Annotated in this window: 6 protein-coding genes and 1 pseudogene; 2 read left to right on the top strand and 5 right to left on the bottom strand. The window is 45.0% G+C overall.

Going from position 1 to position 5,627, the window contains the following annotated elements:
* From AB4Z17_RS31605 to AB4Z17_RS31585, 5 genes and pseudogenes are all read right to left on the bottom strand, one after another.
* Window positions 1–100: pseudogene (locus AB4Z17_RS31605) on the bottom strand (glutathione peroxidase); the annotation flags it as partial.
* A gap of 237 nt (window positions 101–337) precedes the next feature.
* Entirely contained in the window at window positions 338–772 is a 435-nt protein-coding gene (locus AB4Z17_RS31600; RefSeq protein ID WP_441964243.1) for a BclA C-terminal domain-containing protein, read from the bottom strand.
* 117 nt (window positions 773–889) lie between these two features.
* A complete protein-coding gene (locus tag AB4Z17_RS31595) occupies window positions 890–1,174 on the bottom strand; it encodes a DUF4183 domain-containing protein (protein WP_076267468.1) in 285 nt (94 codons plus the stop codon).
* 83 nt (window positions 1,175–1,257) lie between these two features.
* Entirely contained in the window at window positions 1,258–1,863 is a 606-nt protein-coding gene (locus tag AB4Z17_RS31590) for a DUF4183 domain-containing protein (RefSeq protein ID WP_441964241.1), read from the bottom strand.
* Window positions 1,864–2,093: 230 nt separating this feature from the next.
* Window positions 2,094–2,984, bottom strand: a complete 891-nt coding sequence (locus AB4Z17_RS31585) for an ROK family protein (RefSeq protein WP_441908360.1) — start codon at window positions 2,982–2,984, stop codon at window positions 2,094–2,096.
* 173 nt (window positions 2,985–3,157) lie between these two features.
* Between AB4Z17_RS31585 and AB4Z17_RS31580 the strand changes: the two genes are divergently transcribed.
* Window positions 3,158–4,489 (top strand): MFS transporter, encoded by a 1,332-nt coding sequence (locus AB4Z17_RS31580; RefSeq protein ID WP_441964239.1) that lies wholly within the window; start codon window positions 3,158–3,160, stop codon window positions 4,487–4,489.
* A 97-nt stretch (window positions 4,490–4,586) separates the two neighbouring features.
* Window positions 4,587–5,246 carry a hypothetical protein gene (locus tag AB4Z17_RS31575; RefSeq protein ID WP_441908358.1) on the top strand — a complete coding sequence of 220 codons (660 nt, stop codon included), beginning with the start codon at window positions 4,587–4,589 and terminating at the stop codon, window positions 5,244–5,246.
* Window positions 5,247–5,627: the final 381 nt, after the last annotated feature.

Below are 5,627 nucleotides of genomic sequence, written 5' to 3'. Positions count from 1 at the left end.
TGCTTGCCGTGTTGACGATCAAGATAACTTTTCCACGGTAGGATGACAGCTTTACTGTTTCTCCGAAAATGGAGAGCGCTTGAAAATCATAAATCGACATGCGGTTAACCTCCCCTGTGTTACTGATTTATTTTCTCCTCAATAACTGCGTAATATGGAAACCATTTGTATGATTCAATCTATCATATAGCCAAATATTCTATTGGTCTAATATATAAAGGGAATAAGCGTTATAGGAAAATGCAATAAACAGTCGATGCAATTAGCAATAATTATAAAGTTAACTAATTATGCAGGAAAGAAAAATCCATATCCTCGTGAGGTTGTGGATTAGAAATCAACTTAATTTTTTGATTATAACAGAAGCATTTACATTTGTTTGAGTGCCACCGGTCAGAGTTTGCAGCGTAACGGCAGCAGCTGAACTATGATTTCRCAGTGTGAGAGTACTGCCAGCCGCTAGAGCCATGATAGACTGCCCATTATTTTGCTGAGTACCAGCTCCTGAACCATATATGGATCCTGTAACTAGCGTTCCATTTGAAAATAAGGCGAATTGATTCGGTTCTACTCCCGGTACTGAAAAAGTAACTTCATAATTTCCAGTGGTGGAAACGGTAATCTGACTGGTTCCAGGGGAATGCGTAATACCGGGTGTGATAATAACACTTGTATCAAAAATAATATCTGCCTCCACCGGAACAGTTTGAGCGCTGATATTATAAATATATCCGGAACCTATTGGGGGAGAGATAGGGTAAATGATCGGCATTCATATTCAACTCCTTGTTTATGATTAGAAGCTATGTAAGGAATTAATAACCTCTAATGAAAAATAATGCCGACAATATAAAAAAAAGGATTGTCGGCACCAAGTCAACAAATTAGGTTAGTTTACAACAAATTCGATTACAATTGGAGTCAAAGGATCGAGTGTATCGCCGTCTGGTATGGTAATAGCAGTAGTCGTAACCGTTGATGTGTCAGCAGTTTGAATCTGTGCATTAATATAAAGATTGTAGTAAGCGGGAGCAGTTGGAAATGCTGTTGCGGCTGTACCGGTGTCATTCGTTGTTGCTGTTGCAAGAATATTATACGCAGCACCGACTCCAGTTCCGTCCCCTGCTGTGGCACTAAATCTTCTGGCAGCCATGAATGGTTTTGTGATTGGCATGTATATCACCTCTCTTCTCTCTACTAACTTATGCTAGTATTCGAAAAAGGGAAGGTTTGAATCGCGGAGTTTAATAGATTGAACTAAGGAACAACGATAGCCGAGAATGTAACGGTTTCGAGAATTACTGGTGTACCCGAATAAATAGTTTGATTATCGAGACTAATGTTCAAATTATTTTCATTAATGATATACAAACTGCCTGCTTGCAGTATCCCATTAATATAGAGATTGCTATAGCTATTTGGACCATTGCCTACAAAAGCAGTTATGAATGTTCCTTCATCGTTTGTAAAATCATCTGCTGAAATAGTGAATGGGGATTCGGCATCTGAGGCCATCTTATAAAAAAATCTTTGGGCAGCTGGTAAAATGAGAATAGAAGGGACGATAATAGATCCCGATTCGCCTTGGGGCCCTTGAGGACCTTGAGGTCCTTGAAGCCCTTGAAGACCTTGAGGTCCCTGGAGTCCTTGAGCACCTTGAAGCCCTTGAAGACCTTGTGTACCTTGATGTCCTGAAGACCCCTGCGAACCTTGCGGTCCTCGAAATCCTTGGGAGCCATGTTGACAGGCAGCATGAGGCCGCCTTTTCTTGAAATTAATGATCTTTTTGTGCTTTTTCTTTCTTTTCATTGGGCAAATACGAATTGTTTTCTTCTTTGTTGCGAGTGGATTTCCCAAGCTCATTCATACCTCCCTAAATAATAAACTGTATAGGGTATGATATGACGCTATCGAACAGCGGTATGGACTAAACATCCATCACAATTAGGCTGTAAACTATTTAAATGAAAATAGGTAACGGAGTAACCAACTGTTCCAATATAACTCTATTTATTCATCACGCAAAAAAGGAGCTGCTGTACAAGGCTTATAGCCTCGAACAGCAGCTCCTTCTATATTATATTTTCAACTGCTTAGTAAGCTTGTTGAATTAATGCGGCAGCGCCGATTAGTCCAGCGTCCTGCTGAAGCTTCGCGGGTACGATAGCCGTTTCCCTGCCTGATGGGTTAAGCGCGTTTTTGGATACATAGTCTCTAACCGCTGCAAAAAGTGGTTCGCCTACTTGTGAGACGCCGCCGCCGATAACGATTTTGTTCGGATCAAGAATATTGATTAGCGATACGCAGCCCATGCCGATTGTTTTGAATACACGGTTAACCAGCTCGGACATTTGGGGGTCGCCTTGTGCAGCCAGCTCAAATGCTTCTTTGGAAGAAACGTCTCGGCCGAGCAGCTCCGTCGCTTGACGGGCAACGGCTGTACCGGAAGCAACAACTTCCCATGGCGTACCGGCTTGATCCATAATCATAAAGCCAGCATCGCCGGCATTTCCTGTTGATCCAGTAAGCAGCTTGCCATGCATAAAGATGCCGGCGCCAATGCCTGTGCTTATTGTAATAAAGATGAAATGCTCGGAATCCTGTGCAGCGCCGACCCATTTCTCGGCAAGGGCAGCAGCGGTGGCATCATTCTCCATCTTAATCGGAAGCGGCAGATGGGCTTGCAATGCCTCAACAACAGGGAAGCCCCACCAGCTTTTTAAGTTTGGAGGGCAAGTCAGCTCACCCTTTATCGTATTAAGCGGTCCGGGTGCACCTACGCCGACTCCTTTAAGCGTCTCTAGCGCTAGCCCATTTTTCTCTGCCAGCTGCTTTACCGCGTCTGCAACCTGCGCAAGCATGTCTGCGGGCGTGATCTGCAGATTAGTTTTTAATGAACCTTTCGCAATAACGTTTCCTTGCTCGTCTACGAAGCCAAATGCTATTTTTGTTCCACCAATATCAATTCCTACTGCAATACTCACGTAATACCCTCCAATGATATGAAAATGACTGTGAACCTTTGAGAAAAAGTCTATCATACTACTGGAATAKTAGAAAGAACCGAACGCATCAATGCCTTTTGGAAGCGTATGCTTTTTTGAGCAACTAATGCTGTACAAAAAGTGAGGAGTGTAGTAATATCCAATCGAATGAAGTGCTTGAGAGAGGATCCTTTGCAGCGCAAGGGGTCCTCCGTGCGTATATCATCAACCTAGAGAAGAAGGTAGCTGCCCAAATGGAATCCGAGGCCAAGGAAAGTTCGCGAATCATGAAGTTCGGTATGCCAATGACTGCAAATGTATGGAGAAATGCCCGCATCGATTTAGGTGCATCCTGTCTTTTCAGCTTATTTAATGTCGTCATGAACCAGTTCTATGTAGCTTTCGCGATTCAACAAGGAGCAAGCAATTTTCAAGTTGGATTATTGTCAGCAGCACCTGCCGTTGGTTTATTGTTTTCGCCATTTTGGGCGTCTTGGATTGAGAAAGCGAACAACCCCAAACCGTTCGTCGTCATTCCTAATGCCATCGGCAGATTGCTGCTGCTGTTGCCGGCTTTTTTCGCTTATCCATCCTTGTATGTAGTGGCTGCGCTTGTATTTCAGCTGTTAATGGGAGTGCAGGCTCCTGCGTATGCGGCATTAGTATCGCGTATGTATCCTTCTGATTTGCGTGGAAGACTAATGGGGTATGTGCGGGTGGCAATGGGGATTATTATGATCCCGCTTGCTTACTTTGTTGGCAGCTGGTCGGATGCCTTTGGGCCGTCAGGTCCACTCATTGCAGCTTCCATTGCGGGTTTTCTCTCTATAAGTCTATTTAATACACTGAAGCTGCCTGTACAGAAGGCTCCTGATAAACCTGCTTCTCTGAAAAAAACGAGCCGGTTCCCGCTTCAGGAGCAGTGGAAGCTCATTAAAGAAAATCGAACGCTAGCTGTTTTTTTAGCGGCGACTACACTTACCGGGTTTGGCAATATGTTTGCAAATCCGTTGTATCAAATTATACAGGTAGATGTGCTTCAGCTTTCCAATTTGCAAATTGGTTATGCTCGTGTCGCTTATTTTACAGCGCTGCTGCTTACGTTCTGGATAGCGGGCTGGATGATCGATCGCATCGATATTAAATATACGCTGTTATGCGGCATTGCAGCTTACGCTATAGTGCCGATGTTATATGGGCTTTGGGGCAGTTATGCCGCGGTCATAACCGGCAATGCGATACAAGGAATCGGGGAAGCGATTTGGGATATCGGCATATTGGCATTTGTCTTCCGACTGGCGCCTGGCCGGGAAGCAATGGTTTTCGGGCTGCATTTGATGCTTTTTGGCGTGCGAGGAACGATTGGGCCGACTTTAAGCACATCGCTTTCGGATAGTGTATCTTTGTCATTGCTGCTGGTTATTGCTTCTATATGCGGATGGATCGGTACGTTTCTATTTATATCAGGCAATTGGAAGCGGAATCCGCTTGCTCAAAAAGGTTAATTTTCGCTTCAGTTTCCGTTCATCTCATGTTCATAATCGAATGCTAGAATGTTATGAATAGAAGCTATTCATTACATATTCGTAGGAGATGAACGATATGAACAAATGGAAAGTGATGCTTAGCGCTGTAGTTATCGCTGCTGCTTTGGCAGGCTGCGGAGCTCAGGACGAACAGGTTTCATCCGATCAGCAAGTGGATGCTCAGGGCAAAGTACAGCGGAATGGAGCCAGAGCGGGCATGGGGCAGATGGGGGCTCAAGCGGATTTGATGGGTAAAGTGAAATCGGTGGATGGCCAAACGATTACCCTCTACAAATCGGCTATGGGACAAGGCGGTCCGCCGCAAGGGGATGGAACGGGCAATATGCCTGGAGCCGGCGAGGGGCAGCTGCCTCCAGAAGGCGCTGAAATGCCAGCAGAAGGTGAGGCTCCGCAACCACCCGCTGGTGATGGAACGGCTCCTGAGGGCGGCGGCAGGATGAATATGGACGCTATGTTCTCAGAGGAGACGGTGGACATTCAGGTGACAGATACGACCAAAATCATGACAGTCACCTTTGAGAATGAACAAATGGTCGAGAAAGAAATAGCGCTGGCAGATCTAAAAGCCGATGATATTTTGTCTATTATGCTAACTGACGATACGCAGATTGCAGAATCCATTACTGTTCGCACGGGAGGTTTCGGTGGTTTTGGCGGAGGCGCTGGCGGCGGCAGACAGCCAAGGCAGCAGGAGCAGCAGACAACGACGCAATAGCTGTCTGTCTTCGAATCCGCCTGCGGCGGTACCCATTAAGAATGCTTTAAATAAGGCCTACTAGGTTCGTAAGCTATAAGTATAATAAGGGGAGGACATCATCGTTCTTCCTAAGTCCCTTCCTATTATTAGGTCAACCAGAGCTTACTGGTTGGCTTTTTTTGCGTTGTACACACATTCGGTAACTAGAGCTATCCAAAAATATGTCCATATCATCTATAAATGCGGCATATGTTTGCTTTGCCCCTCCGCTTATGATGAAACCACGGAAGACACCAAGTCTATCCAATATCATTTTTAGGGGGACAAAAAAATGAGTAAAGCACGCAATAAGTTTTCAATGCTGCTTCTGATGGTCACGATCATTGCGCTGGTTGCAGC

Source organism: Paenibacillus sp. TAF43_2, from assembly GCF_052113545.1.
In the GTDB taxonomy this organism is placed as follows: Bacteria; Bacillota; Bacilli; order Paenibacillales; family Paenibacillaceae; genus Pristimantibacillus.
Note: the sequence above shows the minus strand (reverse complement) of the source record. Positions and strands in the feature narration are given on the sequence as shown.